Raw genomic sequence first — 17995 nt, 5'->3', positions numbered from 1 at the left:
TAGAGTGGTCCGGGCGGTCGGTATGTTTTTGCCTTCTAAATCTTGGTCTCTCCAATTGACGAATCCCGGCGCGTAGTGCCTATCTATAGTCAGTCACGGTCTTCCGTTCCCCACACCTTGTAGGGCGGAAGCTAAGAGGGAACCCGGTGCGCCAAAACGGCAACTCCGGGGCTGCCCCCGCAACTGTAAGCGGCGAGCGGTTGTCATCATGGTCACTGGCGCGACACAGCGCCGGGAAGGCCGACGGCCGCAGTGACCCGCGAGCCAGGAGACCTGCCGCGACCGAATGAAAGTCCTCGGGCGGGGTGCCCCGGTGGGTCGCTTGCAGCCGGGGACATTTGCCCGGATTCCTCGCAAGTCGTCCGCGCGGCCCGCGCCTAACATCGCGGGGTTGCCGATGTCGCCGTCTTACAATTTCGATCAGCAGGGTCATCTCACTGAGCCGCCGCATGTGCAGCCGCGCCCAGCGCAGGCAAGGCCTACCCCGCCTGAGTCGGATCTTGTGTTGCCATCGCCGGCTCCGCTGCCGCGCCCCCTTGCGCCATCGCCAAGGCCGGCCGATCTCAAGCTCGATCGGACGCGCGACGACCTGTTGACGCCGTTCGGCAAGCTGACGGTGACCGACCGTTACCTGCTCGCCGGCGAATTGCTCCAGGACATGTTCGCGCGGGTGTCTTGCGCCTTCGCGGATGATGTTGCGCATGCCCAACGTCTCTATGATGCGATGTCTCGGCTGTGGTTCATGCCGGCCACACCGGTACTGTCCAACGGCGGCACCACGCGCGGTCTGCCGATCTCTTGCTTCCTTAACTCGGTGTCGGACTCGCTCGAAGGCATCGTCGGCACCTGGAACGAGAATGTCTGGCTTGCCTCTAACGGCGGCGGCATCGGCACCTACTGGGGCAACGTTCGCTCGATCGGCGAGAAGGTGAAAGGCGGCGTTACCTCGGGTATCATCCCGTTCATCCACGTTATGGACGGCCTGACATTGGCGATCAGCCAGGGCTCGTTGCGGCGCGGCTCTGCGGCGGTCTATCTCGATATACACCATCCCGAGATCGAGGAGTTCCTCGAGATCCGCAAGGCGTCCGGCGACTTTAACCGCAAGAGTCTCAACCTGCACCACGGGATCAACGTTACCGACGCGTTCATGCGTGCCGTGGGCGCCGGCACCGCGTTCGCTCTGCGCAGCCCGAAGACCAACGATGTCATCCGCGAGATCGACGCCCGTCAGCTGTGGCAACGCATCCTGGAGAACCGGCTGCAGACCGGCGAGCCTTATCTGTTGTTTATTGACACCGTGAACCGGTCGCTCCCCAAGCACCAGCGCGAGCTCGGCCTCAAGGTCTCTACCTCCAACCTGTGCAGCGAAATTACCCTGCCGACCGGCATCGATCATCGCGGCGAGGAGCGCACCGCGGTGTGCTGCCTATCGTCGCTCAACCTCGAGACCTGGGACCAGTGGAATGAGAAGCCAGGCTTCGTCGAGGACGTCATGCGCTTCCTCGACAACGTGCTGACCCACTTCATCACGGTGGCGCCGGACGGCATGAAGCGTGCCCGCTACGCCGCCTTGCGCGAGCGCTCCGTCGGCCTCGGCGTCATGGGCTTCCATTCGTTCCTGCAGGCCAAGGGCATTCCGATGGAAAGTGTCGTGGCCAAGTCGTTCAATCTGAACATGTTCCGAAAAATCCGTCGCGATGCCGATGCGGCATCCGTGACGCTCGCGCGCGAGCGCGGGCCGTGCCCGGATGCACTGGAACGCGGTGTGATGGCGCGCTTCAGCCATAAGATCGCGATCGCGCCAACCGCCTCGATCAGCATCATTTGCGGCGGGACTAGCGCTTGCGTCGAGCCGATCCCGGCCAACATCTACACCCATAAGACCTTGTCCGGTGCCATCTCGGTGCGTAATCCGCATCTCGCCAAGCTGCTGGCCGTCAAGCGCGCCGATACTTCGGCGACCTGGCAGTCGATCATCGCGCACGAGGGTTCGGTCGCCCATCTCGACATCCTGTCGGAGCACGAAAAAGCGGTCTTTCGTACCGCCTTCGAAATCGACCAGCGCTGGATCGTCGAGCTTGCCGCCGACCGCGCCGCGTTCATTTGCCAGAGCCAGTCGATTAACCTCTATCTGCCGGCTGACGTCGATAAGTGGGACCTTCACATGCTGCATTGGACGGCATGGAAGCGCGGGGTGAAGAGCCTCTACTACTGCCGTTCAAAATCGATCTCGCGCGCGGCGTTCGCCGGCAACATCGCTGACGGCGACAAGGCGGCGCCGCCGCAACCGCCGCAGCCGCACACTGACTATGAGGAGTGCCTCGCATGTCAGTGATCGATCTCTCATCCGTCGATCCGCGCACACTGATCGGCAAACGGTGCGTCGGCCTCCTCGACTCGACCGGCAGCTATGACGTCGATCGCTACGCCTGGGCTTATGAGTTCTGGAAGCGCCAGCAGCAGACCCATTGGATGGGCGAGGAGGTGCCGCTTGGTGCCGACCTCAAGGATTGGGCATCGGACCGCGTTACCGACAGTGAGCGCGCGCTGCTCACTCAGATCTTCCGCTTCTTCACCCAATCGGACATCGAAGTCGGCGATAACTATCTTAAGCGCTACATCCCGATCTTCCAGCCGCTCACCGTCCAGATGATGATGGCGGCCTTCACCAATATGGAGACGGTCCACATCGATGCCTATGCGCTGCTGCTCAAAACGCTCGGCATGCCCAAGACCGAGTTCGAGGCATTTCGCGGCTATTCCGAGATGCGTGCCAAGGCGGACTACATGCACGAGTTCGGCGTCGACACAGTAGCCGATGTCGCCAGGACCTTGGCGATGTTCGGCGCCTTCACCGAAGGCATGGCGTTGTTCGCGAGCTTCGCGATGCTGCTCAATTTCCCCCGCCACAACAAGATGAACGGCATGGGACAGATCGTAAGCTGGTCGGTTCGCGACGAGAGCCTGCATTGTGAGGGCATTATCAAGCTGTTTCACGAATGGAACCGCGAAACCGGCGCGGTGACGCGCTCTGTCCGTGACGATATCGTCGAGGTCGCCAAAACCATGGTGAAGCTGGAGGAGAATTTCGTCGACCTCGCCTTCGGCCTCGGCAAGATCGAGGGCATGAGGCCCGAGCAGATTCACACTTACGTCCGCTATGTTGCCGACTGGCGACTGACCCAGTTGCGGATTGCCCCGGTCTTCGGCTTCTTCGAAGCCAAGGAGGGCGGGTTCACCCAGCTCAAGGCGCATCCGCTGCCTTGGCTCGTCGAGATTCTCAATGGCGTCGAGCACGCCAATTTCTTCGAGCAGCGCGCCACCGAGTACTCCAAGGCGGCGAGCCGCGGCAGCTGGGACGGCGAAGACGGGGTGTGGGCAGCTTTCGGCCGGACGTAGCCAGACGGAACAGCGCTTTGGAGCGCCCCCGAATTTTCCGACGTTTGCGAAAGTCGGCTCTGCCGCTGCTTGCGGGGCCGCAGCGGACCTCAAGTGGCATGGTCTATGCCGCTCGAAATCATGGTCGCGGGCCTTTGGGATGGACGTGCCAAAGTGGAGGTGTTGAGCACACCTAAGGTGTCCGCCAGTATCTGAGTTTATCAAAAACGCTCCGGCTGGGATGAGCAGAGGCAGCGCGGTATCGGGCAACCGATCGAAGAAAACTGCGCCCGTTGATGTGCCGATGCGCAAATGAACTCAATCCCGGTTTCACGAGGCCCGTGAGGCAATCTCCACGCGGTTTTGCGTTAAGGCCGCCTGCAATGCGGCTTGAGAAGATTGGTTGCACACGCTCGCCGTCCTGTTGGGGAGGGCGGACGGAAACTGTTTTACGCAACTTAGCCAAAGGGACGGGGTAAAACCTGACTTGAATGATGCGAGCTCTCATCGGGGCGGCTGTGTACGTGACAATCGCGCGTGATGGTCAAGGCGGCGACTCCGTGGCGTCGGTCCATGTAAAGCGCAAGGCGGAGAAGGCAAAAGTGAGAAGAGGCGCATTGGTGATCGTTTGTCTCGCGCCGTGCAGCGATTTTGACGCGACCAGCTCTCTGCACTGATCGATTGGGCCTTAAAGAGGGAGCTTGGCAATTTTTCCGCCGGCCGGGGGCCGTCACCAACTGCTGTTGCCGTCCGCAATTTCAATCTATCGGCGCCAGTGACATGGCCCTGCCGAGGCACGGGCCATGGTCGCTAGCGGGGAGGCGGATCTTCCCCACAGTCCGCACGTCGATCTTCAGCCGGGTCTTCGAGCCAAAGGGTCGGGTCCAGCGACGGTGCGAGACGAATGAAGCCCTCTTCTCTGCATTCGGCTGTGTGAGGCACCCCAAAAAAGATTGAAAACCTTTGTGGGGTGGTCCTTGCTCGGCCTCACTCCGCTGCGCGTCAGCATATCGATCTGAGCCTGTGACTGTTTAGCCAATGAAAACCTAGTAATCCTTGGAGAGATGTCCGTCCAGCATACGCAACTCGGAACGTTCTGGTGGTGCGGCGTCGGAAGGACCTGGCTCGGACGGCCCGGCCTGCAATGGTCGAGCGTAGGAGGGGCCGGCGTGCGATGGCCCGGCGTGGGACGGTCCGGCCTGCAATGGTCCGGCGTACGATGGCCCTGCAAGCGATAGCCCGGCATGCGAAGGCTCGGCATGCCACGGCCCTACGTGCGAAGGGCCTGCATCCAAATCCTGCCATATCAGATCCTGATCGACACCAGGATGAGCCTCGATCGCCTGAGCGATCGTCTGGTGGGAGGGATACTGCGGGGGCTTTCCGGTTCTGGCGCGGCGTGCAGCCGGCGTATGCGCATCGTCTTCCCAACCCAAGTGGCGATGGATGCGCTAAATCCAGGTGCGGCGAATAGGGATGGCCTGCGTCCAGATATGGCGAATAGGCATCACCCTGCGGACCGGCGGGGCGGCATATTGTGGCGGAGCACTAGGGCGCTGGCGGAGTTCACGTCTAGGACCGTCCGGGCGTTCCCTATTCGCTGGCACGTCAGACCCCAATCCAGTGCGACTTGCTCGGAGCCAGAAGCATCCACAGAAGACAGACGCCTCCACGCCCGGCGAGATCATCCCGGAATGGTGGCGAAATCAATCTCGGAATGCGCAGGCCGCAGGGTCGTGTCCCAACTGATGGTGTAGCTCGGTAGAGCAAAGCCGCCTGCACGCGCGAGATCGTCCGAATTCGCAGTTTCGCTGCCATGGGATGTTGGGCGCATCGAAACGAAGAACTCGGGAACTCCCAGCCAAAGGCGTTCTTCAGTCACTTTGAGGATGATAGATGAGATAAACGACGTGGCCGGACCCCAAGATCGCGTTACTTTGCCTGCTCCTCAACTCGGCCGTGTAGAGCTCACCGTTTATGGTGAACTGTATGCGCGGGTTCTGCGGGGTCGGAAGTAGATTCCAGGTGTTCAGTATGTACATCATGCCGCTGTGCGAGACCTCTCGGCCCTGGCCTTGATTGTCCCAGCGGCTGTGGTTCCAATCGTCGCCGAGAAAAGGTCCGATATCCGGTAATTCCGCTCCGCGGCGATAGGCCTCTGATGATCCGGGAGACGACGAGCCGGTGCCCCGCACGGGCTGAGCATGGTCACGCAACTCGAACCGTGTGATTGGATTGAGAGCAACCAGTGATTCAACACTGTTATAAATATATGAGGGAGCGCTGGCTGACGACGATGACGCAGGCTCGTGGAGCGGCTGACGGGCTCTCCGGAATTCACTCATCTGGCTAGCGCGCGGATGATGGACGAGTTGAACGTCCCTGCGTCCACCCGGTCCCAATGTGGCCGAGTAAAGCTGACTCTCGATGGTGAACTGTGCTGGGCCGAACTGATTCGGCAAGAGACCGACGTTACCGAGTATGTCGATCAGGGCGTCCGAGGCAGGTTGGGAACGGTGGCGCCAGTTGTCGACCATATGTCCGATTTCCGGTAGCTCTTGAGGGGGCAATGATGGCCCGATGAACGACGGGGGTCTTGCGATACCACGCGCCGGCGCAGAGCGCGCATAGTCACGCAACTCAGACACTGTGGATGCATTCGGATGAGGCACTGGCTCAAGGCCACCGTAGATATTTGACGCCGCAGCCCTGGTAGACGACCGTGACTCGGGTTGTTGCACCTGTTCGCTAAGCCAGTTCGAATAGCTGGGCCGCGAGCCAGGATACGGCGTAGGCGACGTCGGAGTGGGCTCTTGCATCTGCTCTCTGAAGCAATCCCAAGCTCCCGTGCTCGGGGTAGCCGGCGTTGCCGGAAGCTCCCGATACGGGCTGGGTTGCAGGCCATGATGTGGTGTGGACGACGGAGTGGGTTCTTGCATCGCTTCCCTAAACCAATCCCAGGCTCCCGCGCTCGGGGTGGCTGGCGTTGCCGGAAGCTCCTGATACGAGCTGGGCTGCAGGCCACGGTGTGGTGCGGACAATGACGGAGCTGGTTGTTGCATCACTTCCCTAAACCAATCCCAGGCTCCCTCGCTCGGGGTAGCGGGCGCTGCCGGAAGCTCATCAAGCGAACTCGGCTGCGGAGCGGCTTGCCCGTCGAGCGAGCCCGCTTGTCCCGGTGGACCCAACCCCAGCGCTCGATTCGCCTCGACAGCTTGTTGATATTGCCAGAGCCTTGGCAACGCCGTCCTGAGAAGATTCCGCAAGCGAACGTCATCGCCCGCAAACTCGTCGGCCTCGGCACGTAAAGCCTCTAGATTCTCAATCCGACCGGTGATTGGGGGCTTCTGTGTCGCCTGAAGCCAGGCGCTGAACTGGCGAAGTGCCCACAGGTTCACGCCGATTTTCGGGGCCACCTCGTTGAAGCCGAGAAAAAGCGCCTCGTCATCCGCGCTGGCGGAAACTTCCTGAGGCGGGAACGGCTGGGGCACGTTGGCGCGTTGTCGGTAGTTCTGAAGAAGATTCCATGCGCGTGGAAACTCTCTAAGATAGGAGCCCTTCCCAGAGTTAATATAGCGGTCTCGCTTCTCGGGATCAGCCTGAGTAATACTTACCCCGCGCTTGTTGAGCCACCTACCGAAGCTGTTAAGAGCCCTACGGTACTCCTGCATGGTTACCGGCGCAAAGCCGCGCTTAACGCCTTCGTCACACGCAGCGTTGATGAGCGCCTCGTCTTCGGGGAAGAGAGCCTCGACCCGCCGACCGCCCCGCGGCAATGTCATCACCGACGCTCCGACTGCGGTGACCGGAGCCTCAACTGGCCGGCCGCCTCGCGTCAACGTGGTCACCGGCGCTCCGACTACGAATTGCTCGAGCCTTGTCAACGCTGCCTCGATACGAGCGCCCAAGTGAACATCATTGGCCGCAAACTCGTTCCCCTCGGCACGCAATGCTTGAAGATTCTGTAGTTGGCTGCTGATTGGTGGCTTCTGCTTCGCCTGAAGCCAGACGCTGAAGTTGCGCAGTACCTCTAGATCCCTCCGGATCGTGCGATCGCTTGGTCCGCTTTTCTTGGCTTCCTCGCGGATAGTGCCATCGCTGGCTCGGCGTTTCTTTGATGCCTCGCGGAATCTAGAAAAAAGCTCCTCGTCCGGGCCATCGTTCTCGCGGCTTCGCTTGGACGGCACTTCAGTCGAACGGCCGAAGGGGGTATGGGGTATGTCCACGCTTTGGCGCGTGCTGCTGAATGAGTGGCTCTCAATGGACGGCACCTGCATCGAACCGCCGGCATCAGCGCGCCGAATCGCTTCACCGCCGTCTGCGGTTTGCCCATCAGGCGAACCCGCTTCTGCGGAGCTCTCATAAAACGCACTGTGTTGCAGCTCGCTCAGCTGCCGCTCAAACCTCGCTTGCTGGCTCGTATTGCCCGGTTCTTGCTCCTGCTGCTCCAGCGGGGCGTTGTACGCCTGAAACTCACCAGGGCTGAATGGGTTGATGTTGTTCCGGTCCACTCTAATCGTCCTTGAGAATGTCGATTGTGCGCAAATCCGCCACTCGGACGTGTGCACGGCTCAAGGTGAGAGAAGTTTCAGCAGCAAAGCTCGTTGTCCACTCGAAACAGCAACAAACAAGAAATTGGCGCAGCTGCAAGCCGCGATCCTCCGGTTAATCGAGCCCGCCCGACCACACGAACCGCGCGCTGCCACGTCCATTCCATTTGCGCTCGCTAGGCCGCCTCGCCCTCGAGGTTCCGGTTCTCATTTTAGGATGGTTAGCTTTCTAGAAGCTGACGAGTTCTCAGGATGGTTCAATTGTGCGGTTCTGCTTCGTCTGTACTGAAGAGCGGTGACAGCGAAAGGCATAACGGTTTACCCGCGACGAGCCAATGCGACTCGACGATGGGCCAATGCGCGATTGTCTCGCCTGGCGACATATCTATGACGGGAGCTCGCTTTATCGATCAAGCTCCATCACCAATGGGCGTACCAAGTAAGTGTCGCGTCCTTGGACGCACCAAAGGCGATCTTTAGCGCGCCGATGCTGATGGCGGCTTTGGGAAAAACTGGCTGGTATCACTCGGTCCGAACCATCCAAACCGAGTTGCGGGCGCAGGAGTTTTCCTTTGCACCGGGGCACTCACGGCGTTTGGGACTCTGCTCTCGCTCTCGCTGCCTTCGGCACCTTATAGCTACACGGTTTGATCAGGACCTGTCGGCCGCACTGCTGGAATTCGGCGACAACCTCAATATTCCAGTAAACGTCAGCGCCGAGGTGAAGGGGCAGATTAGTGGGCGCATCCAGATCTGCCACCGCGCGAGTTCCTCGAACGTTTGACCAAACTCTACAATCTTCAATGCTACTACGATGAGCTCGTGCTGCGTGTATCAAATGAGGCGCAAAGTCGTCTGCTTGTGTTGAAACCGATCAGCTTCGATGCATTCAAGGCGGCCCTCGATGCACTCAACATCTCCGACATCTTGTGAGAACGTCACCCCGAGATGGCCTCGTCCTGGTTTCTGGTCCACCACGTTCATCGCGCTCTTGGACCAGACGCTAAACGGCCTGTAGCGGAGGCGCAGACGCGGCCGCACGCGGCCGTCTAAAAGCAGTTCGCGGGAGTCGGTCCTGAAGCTATTTCGTGGATCCTCAACCAAGATCGGTCGCGACGGACGGCCGGCAGCTCCCTATTCTTCCGACGGGCCGCGTCAGGACAGCATCGTGCGCGAGCCTGCGCCAAGCAGAGATGAATTGAAAATGCGCAGCAGCTTTCGGCGGAGGTCAATGCCTTCTCCATTGGCTCATTGCGAATCCTTTTGACGCTCGTCAGCTTCTCGAAAGCTAACTCTCTTAGCATGAGAGAGCGGATGTCTAGAGGGCGATACCGCCTATCCATCTTAATGGAGATGCACGTCGAGCACCCGATGCTCTGCCGGCAGCTCGGAGGCTGCACTCCACACGAGCCTTCGAAACGGTTCTCTGGAGGTCGCAATGCAAATGGCCTTCGTCGAACTATGGCTCGAGCCAAACTTTCAAAGGCGGAACAGGATGAATTTCAACTCAATCAGTCCAACGAGCACAAGCCCGCAACCCGATTCACCATCAGCGCCTGCGGGTCCTGCGGGCTTTGAGCACCAGCTGCGCGAGGTTGAAGATAGTGCTCTGCCACCTGCTGCGGGATCTCCCGTGCAGCAGGGCAAAGCCTACTCGCCATATCTGGACGCCCGGCATCCCTATTCGCAATATTTGGAGTCGGGGCATCCCTATTCATCACCGTTGGATCGGGACGATGATCTATATGCGCCGGCTGCGCCCTCCCCCGGGCCATTGGTGGCCGCCAGAGAAAGCTCTCCGCAGCCCGGCTCGCAGCAGCCGATTGCTCAAGCCATCGCGGAACTCCCAGAGTTTGATCCTGATCTGATTTGGCAGAATGTGGAAGCCGGGCCATCGTATGCTGGACCATCGCAAGCTGGACCGTCTCAGGCCGGACCTTCGCAAGCCGGGCCGTCCTCGTCCGCCGGGGCTGCGCTGTTGGAGCTCACAAATTTCATTCCCGAGAACGAGCGTCTCATAGCCGACCACTGGGTCTTCGTTCCCCATACGGCCTCGGATGCCCAGATCAACATACTAAGGAGGGCCGGCCTCTTGCCTAGCAAGACCTCCCGGACCACAACTTTCACCATGCTGGGTATGCCCCACACAGCCGAATTTCGACAAGAGGGGTTCGTTCGTATCAAACCGTCGATGGACGCGGGCCCTTGGCCTGGACAATCGCACGGCGACGCGCCCACTGGGTAAGCATTCCATAGCCCAGCCCACGGAGCGGGCTTACTCGCGCCGCCAGCAGACCTTCGCGACGTCGCCGACGGCAGGAGCACTTGGCGACGTCCTTTCTGGCCGGCGTCGACTATCTTGGCCATCTTGGCCTCCCGCCAAGATGAATGTACACAATCATTAGTTATGCGTCCTTTCAGAGAATTGGTCAGGCATTGGCGGCTCAACGGAATACCAAGAGTCCACACGACCTAGCTTGCGCCACTGAGCCGCTGCTCAAAGCCGGCCGCGTCCCGTAGACGGTTCCGGTGAGTCGGGCTCTCGGCTCGTATTCAGCCGCAGGGCATGAGCCTTCGTATCGTTCGATCCGCTCCATTATGGGAAAGGAGTGACAGGATGGATTTCAATGCAATCGGTCCAGCGCTCCGACGCAGTTGGTTCGGAGGCTCGCGTTGACCCTTAAGCCCTCGAGCTGCCGTCAAAACTGGCGCTTACCAACTTCCGCTCGCGCCTAGGTGGTTGGTTGCCCACGTCCGTTGCGGTCGGTAGCAGGCGCCGCCGTCCAGACATCCGCACGTTCATGCTGGGCGCATTAGCTTTCGAAAAGCTGACGATCGGACGGATTTGAGCCAATGCAGATCGGATCTACTTCGGCTGAAGATGTCTCGCATCGGTTGGTCATCTCTGGCCCGTGCCAGCTTCGCGCACAGTGCCGTCCTGGTGCGGCGCGTCGGGCGAATAATGCCCTTCCGGGTGTCCGTCCCGAATAACCACGCTCGAGGAGCCGCGAAACAACATCAAAACCGAATCCCGCGGCGGCCTTTCGGCGGCGGCAGGATTGCGCCGCGCCTGCGCCTCCGCCACAAGGCCCTTCAACGTCTGGTCCACCAGCGCGATGAAGCGTGGCGGGCCCGAAGCCAGGACGAGGCCATCGCCCGGGGCCGGTTTCACGATATAGCGTTCATCAGAGATGTTGAGCGCATCGAGCGCAGTCTTGAACGCATCGAAGCTGATCGGGTTCAACACCACCAGTCGGCTTTGCGCCTCGTGGGCCGCGGATATGTAAAGCACTAGGCCGTCGTAATACCATTGAAGATTGTAAAGGTTGGTCAAACGCTCGAGGAACTCGCGCGGTGGCAGGTCCGGCATTCGTCCGCGAATCCGGCCCTTCACTTCAGTGCTGACATTGACCCTGATATTGAGATTGTTGCCAAACTCCTGCAGCGCGGCAGAAAGGTCCTGATCCAGAACCGTGTAGCTATAAGGGGCCGACGGCAGCGAGAGGGGGGCGCCAAGCGCGCTGACCATTCCAAGACAGATGAAACCTCCGGCGTAAAGATTTCTCTTCAATACCATCGTGGACCGGACAAACATTCCTGAAGGCCTTCTAAGGATTAAACTTGGAATTTCGGTCCAGCCTGGACGCCAAACGTGATCTTTAGATGACGCAAGGCGGCGCATCCTCGTCAGGTTTTCGTCAGCTCACCGCTCTACGATCTTGATCCGTTCAGTGTCAGACAACGCCTGGTTTCATCAACGAGCGCAATGACTCCCTATATGATGTTAGGCGCAACGCCGATCTCGCCCAATTCAGCCGACTGTCTTGCCGGCGCCTGCTCGCCGGCAGCTCCCGGCGAGCAGGCGCACTTTGAGCAGTCTCTTGCGCAAGCGGCCTCCAATCAGGGGGGCGTCTCATCGGTCGCAGATAGCGCCGCAGTCGTTCCGCCCATATCGGAAGTGCAGCGCGCGAACACGCTGGCGAATCCGCCGGGCGATCGCATCCTTCAAGCGCTTTCTACCATGTACCACAGCCATGTCGGTGCTCCGGCCGTCGGCGGTGTGTCGTCTGCGCCGAGCGTCATCCAGCCTGGACCTGCCGCGCAGCCGCTATTGCAGCCGCTCGACATCGGTGCACATGCGACTGTTAAACCGGTAGCGACAGATTTCGATTCGATGATAGTGAATCTGCGGGATGTCTACCGGGACGTCGTTCAGGTATCACTTGTCTCTAAGAGCACCGGCGCCGTGAGTTCGTCGCTGAATAAGCTGCTATCGGCGGGCTGAATGAAGCTGATGCCTGGTGTGATGTGCAGTGCGGGCAGCGGTGGCCGTCAATCGTGGCGACGGCTTCGCGTTTGCCTTGCTCTACCCCTTCTTGTTCCGTTGATCGGCTGCAAAGCTGATCTCTACAGTAAGATTCAGGAGCGTGAAGCCAATGAGATGCTTGCGCTTCTCCTTGGCAAGGGGGTCGATGCAGTTCGTGTTGTCGCCAAGGATGGGACCAGCACGATCCAGGTCGAGGAAAGGCAGCTCGCCTATTCGATTGACTTGCTGAATGTTGAGGGGCTGCCGCGCCAATCTTTCAAGAATCTTGGCGAGGTGTTCAAGGGGTCGGGCCTCGTTGCCTCGCCGATCGAGGAGCGGGCCCGTTACGTTTATGCCCTCAGCGAAGAATTGTCGCGCACCATCAGCGATATAGATGGCGTCCTTTCCGCCCGGGTCCACGTGGTCCTTCCTAAAAACGATCTGTTGCGGCAAGATGCGACCCCGTCCTCAGCGTCGGTTTTCATCCGACATGGCTCCAACGCAAAGCTCTCGGCGCTGTTGCCTCAGATCAAGATGCTCGTAGCCAACAGCATAGAAGGGCTGTCCTACGACAAGGTGGCTGTGGTCTTCGTGCCGGTTGAGCGAACTCCGCTTGAGCAGTCAGCGTCGCCGGCAGCCGCTTCAGCTCAAAGCGCAAAATCGTCTTCAACGCCATGGCTTGCGCTTGGGATTGGAGGCGCTGGCGCCGTATTTGCCATTGCATCTTATGTGTTGCTCGGTGCGCGTCTTCGTCAGTTCGGGCAATCATCGCGCAACCTGATCATGTTCAGCAGGCGTTCGAATGTGCCCGCCGTTCAGGCTGCTGATAAAAAGATCATGTCTGATGCGACATAGCCAGGACACTCATGTCGGTATCAACGTCTCCCACCGAACCCAATCGTTCGTTCACGCTGGCTTCCGATCGATTGCGCGAGCTTGTTGCCTCGATTCATCCGAGCCGTTTTGCTGCCTGTTTTGATCCGCTGCTGTCGCCTGCCACGTTGCTCCGACTACAGCAGTGTTTTAGGCTGCAGCCAAGACTGGCCGCACTGCTGGTCGGCCACGAAGTCGATTTGAGCGGAGCTGGCTGGAACGAGGATCCTTTGCTCGGGCATGATCCGCGGCGGGCTGCCCTGCTCGCCGGCGGTCTCTGGCATGCACGCTCCGTCCTGAAGCTGGTTTCAAAGCACGATCTATCAATTTTGATCAAAACGATCGGTGCTGAAGCGCATGCTTTCGCCATCCGGCATTTATCCAGTGCGGTCGCAACAACGCCCATTGCCGATCCGGAGCACCTGTTGCGACAGATTGAACATGATGGACATGCCTGTCTTGGCGCCTGGCTCGACGAGGCTCCAGCGCTCGACCGTATCCGCGTGCTTCTACGCCTGCCCGTTGGGACTGCTGCGGAGAATCCGGCGGCTGAGCACCGTTGTGCCGCAGGCTCGCTGCTCTCCTTGGTTATGGCCCATTTTCGGGCGGAGGCTGCCACGGTATGACAGTCGACGTCCCAGCATTGCCCGTGACCCCGCAAATCTGCCCGCTTGGACCCCTGATCCCGGCAGCCGAGCTCAAGATCTGGCATGACGCCGTAAACGCACGGGCCGCTGCCGAACGGCACCTGCAGCGCGTTCGCAGCTGGGGACGCAAAGCTTATCAGCGGGAACGGGGGCGCGGCCATGCCGAGGGAGTCAAGGCGGGCGCAGAGGAAATGACACGACTTATTGCGCAGGCTGCGTGTGAACTCGCGCAGCGAAAGGCCGTTCTGGAGCAGCAATTGCCCGAACTGGTCATTGAGATCGTGCGCGATTTGCTTGGCGCCTTTGATCCGGGCGAGATGCTGGTGCGCAGTGTTCGTCACGCGATCGAGCAAAAGTACAAGAACACGGAAGTTTGCCTTCACGTATCGCCCTTAAAGGCCGATCTGCTTGCTAGTGAATTTGCAGCCTACAATGGACAGGGTGGCCGGCCCAAGGTCAGGATCGAGCCGGATCCGGCGCTCGCGGCGGACCAATGCATTTTGTGGAGCGAGTTTGGCAATGTCGACCTCGGACTTGCCGCGCAGCTCCGCGCGCTTCGTTTGGGGTTTGGCTTGCCTTCGCACGAAGGTGAGCCATGACCACGCAACGACCGACCCACAATGCTGCCGCTGAAGAAGGGGCCGTCCACGCCGCACTCTCATCCTTGAGATATTCCGCTAAGCATATCGACACGCGTGCCGTCCGCGGTCGGATCACGCGGGCGATCGGTACACTGCTCCATGCCGTCCTGCCGGAGGCCCGGGTTGGGGAACTATGCCTCTTGCAGGATCCCCGCAGCGGATGGTCGCTCGAGGCCGAGGTGATCGGTTTGTTGCCGGACGGGGTGTTACTCACGCCGATCGGTGACATGGTCGGCTTGTCCAACCGTGCGGAAGTCGTCACGACCGGGCGAATGCAGGAAGTGCCGGTCGGCCCCGATTTGCTCGGCCGCGTGATCGACAGTTTCGGTCGTCCGCTCGATGGTAAGGGCCCCATAAAGGCTGGCGAAGTGCGCCCGCTGCGCGGTAAGGCGCCTAACCCCATGAAACGACGCGGTATCGAACAGTCTTTTCCGCTCGGCGTTCGTGTCCTGGATGGACTCCTGACATGTGGAGAAGGCCAGCGGATCGGAATCTATGGAGACGCCGGTTGTGGCAAGTCGACACTGATGTCGCAGATCGTCAAGGGTGCAGCCGCCGACGTCACGATTGTCGCGTTGATCGGCGAACGCGGCCGAGAGGTGCGTGAATTCATCGAGCGCCATCTTGGCGATGCGCTCCGCCGCTCGGTCGTCGTTGTTGAGACCTCCGACCGTTCGGCCATGGAGCGGGCTCAGTGCGCCCATATGGCGACGGCGCTGGCCGAATATTTTCGTGATCAGGGGCTGCGTGTCGTTCTGATGATGGATTCCTTGACGCGCTTTAGCCGCGCGATGCGCGAAATAGGCCTTGCCGCGGGAGAGCCTCCGACCCGGCGCGGATTTCCGCCCTCCGTCTTTGCACTGCTGCCGGGCCTGTTGGAGCGGGCCGGCATGGGCGAGCATGGCTCCATCACGGCCTTCTATACCGTGCTTGTCGAAGGTGACGGCACGGGCGACCCAATCGCCGAAGAATCTCGCGGCATTCTTGACGGGCACATCATTCTCTCGCGCGCGTTAGCCTCGCGAGAGCATTTTCCGGCAATCGATGTGCTGTCGAGCCGAAGCCGCGTCATGGATGCCGTCGTGTCTGTTCAGCATCGCAAGGCCGCTTCCTTGTTCCGTGATCTGCTCTCGCGCCACGCCGAAGCCGAGTTCTTGATCAAGGTCGGCGAATACAAGCAAGGCTCCGATCCGCTGACCGACCGGGCGATCGCCTCGATCGAGGAGTTGCGCACGTTCCTGCGTCAAGGCCAGGACGAAGCATGCAATTTTGGGGAGACGGTGGCATGGATGTCGCGTCTGACCGCATGAACTGTGTTCATGCGTCGAAATTGCGGCTGGTGAAGGACATGAGGGAGCGGAGTGCCCTTCGTGAGCTGTCCAACATGGAAGCCAAGCGCCGCGTCACAGATGAAGCTGTCGCACAGGCTTGCGAGCAGCTTGCAAATGCCGAAAGCCACCGCGCAAGGGTCGAAGCCGAGCTCTATCGGCAGATGTTATCGGAGAACGCGATATCCGTCAGCGAACTCGAGCGCCGCCATCATCTTATCATCGGTCGACTCGCGGAGGACATCGCGGCAGCCCAGCGGGTTCTTGACGAGGCGCGCTCGGCTCAAGATCAGGCCGAGACTGCAGTCCTTGAGGCGCGGACGCTTTGGGCCAAACGTTCGGCGGCGTCCCACAAATGGCAAGAGATCGAGCGTGACGTTGAGCGAAGCACCAATGCTCATGTTGAAGCCGCGACGGAAATCGAAGCCGATGATGAGGTGTTGCTTCGCTACCGCAGAGGCGCGTCCGCCCAACGGGGAGACGAGCCGAGCTGATGGCCGATACTTCTACCTTAACGCCAGCATGCCGTGAGGAGCAGGTGTCGCCTGCGACCCAGAGGCCGGACAGATCGGTGCCATTCAGAGCGCAGCTGGCCCTCTCGCATGCTGTGGTCTCGTGGCTCAATGAGATCGCGGTTTTCCGCGGACCTCTGCAAAGCCGTCTCGGCGACAAGCCGCTATCGCTGCGTATAAATCGGCTTGTCTGGCAGGTCGAGCCGACTGAGACATCGATGCTTGATTGTGTCTTTGACGCGGGCGGCGAAATGCTCGTCCTGTCCTTGCCCGTCCCGCTTGCTGAAGCGCTGGTTGCAACCATACAGAACGGCCTGAGCTTACCTTCCGAGCCGACGCGTTCGCTGGTCCTTGAACTGGCGCTAGAGCCGTTGCTCGCTCCACTGGAGCGACTGATGCAGCGGAATTTGCAGCTTCTCCGCACCGATGAAGCGGCGAAATCAGGTCCATACCTGGAATTCGACGTTGCCTATGGTCAGCTCGCGACTAAGGTTCGCCTGCTTTTATTCTCGTCTCTTGACGCTCTGGTTCCGCCCGCGTTCAGCGTCCTGGGCGAAATGCTTGGCCGATTGCCGCGACAGACGCCCAAGCTTCGTTCTGAACTGCCTATCATTGTCGCAGGCCAGGTTGGCTCGCTCCGCATCACGATCGGCCTTCTTCGTCAGGCGCAGCAAGGCGATGCGCTGCTGCCAGATGCTATTCCGCTTGCTCGAGGCCAGGTCATCCTCACTGCGAGCGCATTGTGGGCTCCTGCCGAGATCGCCGACGAAAGGCTGGTCCTGCGGGGGCCATTTCGCTCGCAATCCCACCCCCTGAAAAGTGGACACATGACGACACAACCCCAAGCACAACAGCTCCCTTCCGAGGCCGATATCGACAGTCTCGAGATCACGCTCGTATTCGAATGTGGCCGCTGGCCGATGTCGATTGGAACCTTGCGGAGCATCAACGAAGGCCATGTGTTCGAACTCGGCCGGTCGCTTGACGGCCCCGTCGATATTCTTGCCAACGGCCAGCGTATCGGCCGCGGCGATATCGTGCGGATCGGCGAGGAACTTGCCGTCAGGTTACGCGGCAGGTTGGCGGTCAATGACTGAGATTCAACCCAGCATCCTGGCGCTTCTTGCGATCACGGTCGGCCTCGGCCTGCTAGCCTTCGCAGTCGTTACCACGACCGCTTTCATAAAGGTCTCCGTTGTGCTTTTCCTGGTGCGCAACGCGCTCGGAACCCAATCGATACCGCCCAACATTGTCCTGTATGGGGCGGCGCTGATCCTGACGGTCTTCATCAGCGCGCCGGTGTTTGAGCAGACCTACAACCGCCTGACGGATCCGCAACTCCGCTACCAAACGTTCGATGACTGGGTGACGGCCGCCAAGGAGGGGCAGGAGCCGCTGCGCGCCCATCTGAAGAAGTTTACCAATGAAGAGCAGCGCCGGTTCTTCCTATCGTCGGCCGAACATGTCTGGTCGGAGGAGATGCGCGGCAGTGCCACGGCTGATGATTTTGTGATTCTTGTGCCGTCGTTCCTGATCTCGGAGCTCAAGCGCGGCTTCGAAATCGGCTTTCTTCTCTATCTTCCCTTTATCACCATCGATCTGATCGTCACGACGATTTTGATGGCCATGGGGATGTCGATGGTATCGCCGACAGTAGTATCTGTTCCATTCAAGCTCTTTCTATTCGTCACCATCGACGGCTGGTCACGTCTCATGCACGGGCTGGTACTAAGCTACACGACGCCCGGAGGTTGACA

Annotated in this window: 13 protein-coding genes and 1 riboswitch; of the genes, 11 read left to right on the top strand and 2 right to left on the bottom strand. The window is 60.1% G+C overall.

All coding sequences use genetic code 11. The features are described from left to right. The first annotated feature begins 79 nt into the window (after positions 1–79). Positions 80–295: riboswitch (cobalamin riboswitch) on the top strand. 207 nt (positions 296–502) lie between these two features. Next, complete coding sequence (locus CO675_RS07985; protein WP_245452674.1) at positions 503–2338, top strand: ribonucleoside-diphosphate reductase subunit alpha; 1836 nt, start codon at positions 503–505, stop codon at positions 2336–2338. Next, the gene (locus CO675_RS07980; protein WP_198964537.1) at positions 2329–3402 is read left to right on the top strand and encodes a ribonucleotide-diphosphate reductase subunit beta; all 1074 of its coding nucleotides are present in this window, start codon (positions 2329–2331) and stop codon (positions 3400–3402) included. The genes CO675_RS07985 and CO675_RS07980 overlap by 10 nt, the downstream gene beginning before the upstream one ends. Before the next feature lie 1853 nt (positions 3403–5255). Here CO675_RS07980 and CO675_RS07975 read toward each other — a convergent pair. Further along, on the bottom strand, positions 5256–7892 hold the full coding sequence (locus CO675_RS07975) for a hypothetical protein (protein ID WP_097671475.1): 2637 nt from the start codon (positions 7890–7892) through the stop codon (positions 5256–5258). 493 nt (positions 7893–8385) lie between these two features. Between CO675_RS07975 and CO675_RS41970 the strand changes: the two genes are divergently transcribed. Then, positions 8386–8715: a hypothetical protein gene (locus CO675_RS41970; RefSeq protein ID WP_502693369.1), complete on the top strand. Its 330-nt coding sequence runs from the start codon at positions 8386–8388 to the stop codon at positions 8713–8715. Positions 8716–10830: 2115 nt separating this feature from the next. On the opposite strand, the gene CO675_RS07950 is transcribed toward CO675_RS41970, so the two are convergent. Next, positions 10831–11526, bottom strand: a complete 696-nt coding sequence (locus CO675_RS07950; protein WP_198964536.1) for a secretin N-terminal domain-containing protein — start codon at positions 11524–11526, stop codon at positions 10831–10833. A 171-nt stretch (positions 11527–11697) separates the two neighbouring features. Between CO675_RS07950 and CO675_RS40440 the strand changes: the two genes are divergently transcribed. The 8 genes from CO675_RS40440 to sctR are packed head-to-tail and all read left to right on the top strand — an operon-like array spanning position 11698 to position 17993. Beyond that, positions 11698–12216 carry a nodulation protein NolB gene (locus CO675_RS40440; RefSeq protein ID WP_245452673.1) on the top strand — a complete coding sequence of 173 codons (519 nt, stop codon included), beginning with the start codon at positions 11698–11700 and terminating at the stop codon, positions 12214–12216. Next, positions 12217–13092: a type III secretion system inner membrane ring lipoprotein SctJ gene (gene sctJ / locus CO675_RS07940; RefSeq protein ID WP_198964535.1), complete on the top strand. Its 876-nt coding sequence runs from the start codon at positions 12217–12219 to the stop codon at positions 13090–13092. It begins immediately after the preceding gene. A gap of 11 nt (positions 13093–13103) precedes the next feature. Beyond that, the gene (locus CO675_RS07935) at positions 13104–13736 is read left to right on the top strand and encodes a nodulation protein NolU (RefSeq protein WP_097671473.1); all 633 of its coding nucleotides are present in this window, start codon (positions 13104–13106) and stop codon (positions 13734–13736) included. Beyond that, positions 13733–14356, top strand: coding sequence for a type III secretion system stator protein SctL (gene sctL / locus CO675_RS07930; protein WP_097671472.1), 624 nt, complete (start codon positions 13733–13735; stop codon positions 14354–14356). Before CO675_RS07935 ends, sctL begins: the two co-directional genes overlap by 4 nt. After that, positions 14353–15708: a type III secretion system ATPase SctN gene (gene sctN / locus CO675_RS07925; RefSeq protein ID WP_097671471.1), complete on the top strand. Its 1356-nt coding sequence runs from the start codon at positions 14353–14355 to the stop codon at positions 15706–15708. The genes sctL and sctN overlap by 4 nt, the downstream gene beginning before the upstream one ends. Beyond that, positions 15684–16220 carry a hypothetical protein gene (locus tag CO675_RS07920; RefSeq protein WP_097671470.1) on the top strand — a complete coding sequence of 179 codons (537 nt, stop codon included), beginning with the start codon at positions 15684–15686 and terminating at the stop codon, positions 16218–16220. The genes sctN and CO675_RS07920 overlap by 25 nt, the downstream gene beginning before the upstream one ends. After that, a complete protein-coding gene (gene sctQ / locus CO675_RS07915; RefSeq protein WP_502693371.1) occupies positions 16217–17335 on the top strand; it encodes a type III secretion system cytoplasmic ring protein SctQ in 1119 nt (372 codons plus the stop codon). The genes CO675_RS07920 and sctQ overlap by 4 nt, the downstream gene beginning before the upstream one ends. After that, positions 17328–17993 (top strand): type III secretion system export apparatus subunit SctR, encoded by a 666-nt coding sequence (sctR, locus tag CO675_RS07910; protein ID WP_097671468.1) that lies wholly within the window; start codon positions 17328–17330, stop codon positions 17991–17993. Before sctQ ends, sctR begins: the two co-directional genes overlap by 8 nt. Positions 17994–17995: the final 2 nt, after the last annotated feature.

The organism is Bradyrhizobium sp. C9 (assembly GCF_002532045.1).
In the GTDB taxonomy this organism is placed as follows: domain Bacteria; phylum Pseudomonadota; class Alphaproteobacteria; order Rhizobiales; family Xanthobacteraceae; genus Bradyrhizobium.
This window is presented reverse-complemented; position numbering and strand designations above follow the sequence as displayed.

What these genes read in the sequence shown, in the direction of transcription:
- CO675_RS07980 (WP_198964537.1), top strand. Translation starts at nt 2,329, where the DNA reads ATGTCAGTGATCGATCTCTCATCCGTCGATCCGCGCACACTGATCGGC.
- CO675_RS07950 (WP_198964536.1), bottom strand. Translation starts at nt 11,526, where the DNA reads ATGTTTGTCCGGTCCACGATGGTATTGAAGAGAAATCTTTACGCCGGA.
- CO675_RS40440 (WP_245452673.1), top strand. Translation starts at nt 11,698, where the DNA reads ATGACTCCCTATATGATGTTAGGCGCAACGCCGATCTCGCCCAATTCA.
- sctJ (WP_198964535.1), top strand. Translation starts at nt 12,217, where the DNA reads ATGAAGCTGATGCCTGGTGTGATGTGCAGTGCGGGCAGCGGTGGCCGT.
- CO675_RS07935 (WP_097671473.1), top strand. Translation starts at nt 13,104, where the DNA reads ATGTCGGTATCAACGTCTCCCACCGAACCCAATCGTTCGTTCACGCTG.
- sctL (WP_097671472.1), top strand. Translation starts at nt 13,733, where the DNA reads ATGACAGTCGACGTCCCAGCATTGCCCGTGACCCCGCAAATCTGCCCG.
- sctN (WP_097671471.1), top strand. Translation starts at nt 14,353, where the DNA reads ATGACCACGCAACGACCGACCCACAATGCTGCCGCTGAAGAAGGGGCC.
- CO675_RS07920 (WP_097671470.1), top strand. Translation starts at nt 15,684, where the DNA reads ATGGATGTCGCGTCTGACCGCATGAACTGTGTTCATGCGTCGAAATTG.
- sctR (WP_097671468.1), top strand. Translation starts at nt 17,328, where the DNA reads ATGACTGAGATTCAACCCAGCATCCTGGCGCTTCTTGCGATCACGGTC.